Source organism: Stenotrophomonas sp. 05L44_2 (assembly GCF_056665995.1).
Genome location: NZ_JBFTNR010000837.1, coordinates 1 through 1,639 on the forward strand (window position 1 = coordinate 1; position 1,639 = coordinate 1,639).

Consider the following 1,639-nt stretch of genomic DNA (forward strand, 5'->3'; position numbering starts at 1 on the left):
TGGCATCCACAACGCAGCTGTGCTTATATGTCTATACAATATAGGCGTCCAATTCGGGTTGTCCAGCCATGTCCGATTCGCGTTCCGCGCACTCCTTCCATGCCGCCCACGCCCTGCTGGCCGACGGCTGGGCCGCCGACGTCCGCCTGCAGGTGCAGGACGGGCGCATCGCCGCGGTCACGCGTGGGCAGGCTGCGCAGCAAGGCGATACTCGCGTGGGCGTCCTGGTGCCGGGCCTGCCGAACCTGCACAGCCACGCCTTCCAGCGCGGCATGGCCGGCCTGACCGAGATCGGTGGCGGCGACGGCGACAGTTTCTGGAGCTGGCGTGAACTGATGTACCGCTTCCTGGCCCATCTGCGCCCGGATGCAGTGCAGGCCATCGCCGCCCAGGCCTACATGGAGATGCTGGAAAGCGGCTTCACCCGTGTCGGCGAATTCCACTACCTGCACCACGATGCCGATGGCCGCCCCTACGCCAATCGCGCCGAGATGAGTGTGCAGATCGCTGCTGCGGCCGCGCAGACCGGCATCGGCCTGACCCTGCTGCCGGTGTTCTACGCCCACGCCGATTTCGGTGGGGCGCCGCCGAACCCGGCACAGCGCCGCCTCATCCATGACGTAGACGGGTTCGCGCAGCTGCTTGATGGTGCCCGCACCGCGCTGGCCACGCTGCCCGATGCGGTGCTCGGCATCGCCCCGCACAGCCTGCGCGCGGTGACGGGCGAGGAGCTGAGCGCACTGCTGCCGCTGACCGATGGCCCGATACACATCCATATCGCCGAGCAGGTGCGCGAGGTCGAGGCCTGCCTGGCGTGGAGTGGCCGGCGACCGGTGCAGTGGCTGTACGAGCATGCCCCGGTCGATGCGCGCTGGTGCCTGGTGCACGCCACCCACATCACCGACGACGAGCGCGCGCAGATGGTCGCCAGCAACGCCGTGGCCGGGCTGTGCCCGATCACCGAGGCCAACCTGGGCGACGGCCTGTTCCCGATGCAGGCCTTCGCGCGCGAGGGCGGGCGCTTCGGCGTGGGCTCCGATTCCAACGTGCTGATCGATGCCGCAGAAGAGTTGCGCCTGCTGGAATACGGCCAGCGGCTGACCCTGCGGGGTCGCAACGTGTTGGCCCCGGATGCCGGCCGCAGCACCGGGCGCTTCCTATTCGAGGGTGCGCTGCAGGGCGGTGCCCAGGCGCTGGGTGTGGCCGCCGGCCTGCAGGTCGGTGCCAGCGCAGACATGGTTGAACTGGACGCCGCGCACCCCGCGTTGCAGGCGCGACACGGTGACGCATGGCTTGACAGCTGGGTGTTCGCCGCACGTAATGGCGGGCTGCGATCGGTCTGGCGCCATGGCCGCCAGTGCGTGGCCGACGGCCGCCACCTGCAGCGCGAGGCCATCACCAGCGCCTTCGCCGCTGCCCTGCGTGGCGTGCTGGGCTGATCGCCTCCCACCATCGAGACTCCACTACGTGAAGGCCAGCAAGTCCGCCACGCTCAACCAGCGCATCCGCAGCGATCTGGAAAGCCGCATCCTCAGCGGAGAGTGGGCGCCGGGCTTCCGTATCCCGTACGAGCACGAACTGATGGAGCAGTACGGGTGCTCGCGGATGACGGTGAACAAGGTGCTGACGGCGCTGGCCG

At 69.0% G+C, this 1,639-nt stretch carries 2 protein-coding genes; both read left to right on the top strand.

The window, feature by feature from the left end; translation table 11 throughout:
- Positions 1–68: 68 nt before the first annotated feature.
- Positions 69–1,439, top strand: coding sequence for a formimidoylglutamate deiminase (locus tag AC1VAN_RS21155; RefSeq protein ID WP_442252142.1), 1,371 nt, complete (start codon positions 69–71; stop codon positions 1,437–1,439).
- A gap of 28 nt (positions 1,440–1,467) precedes the next feature.
- Positions 1,468–1,639 (top strand): GntR family transcriptional regulator (locus AC1VAN_RS21160; protein WP_480986674.1); only part of this gene is annotated, 172 nt, incomplete at its 3' end.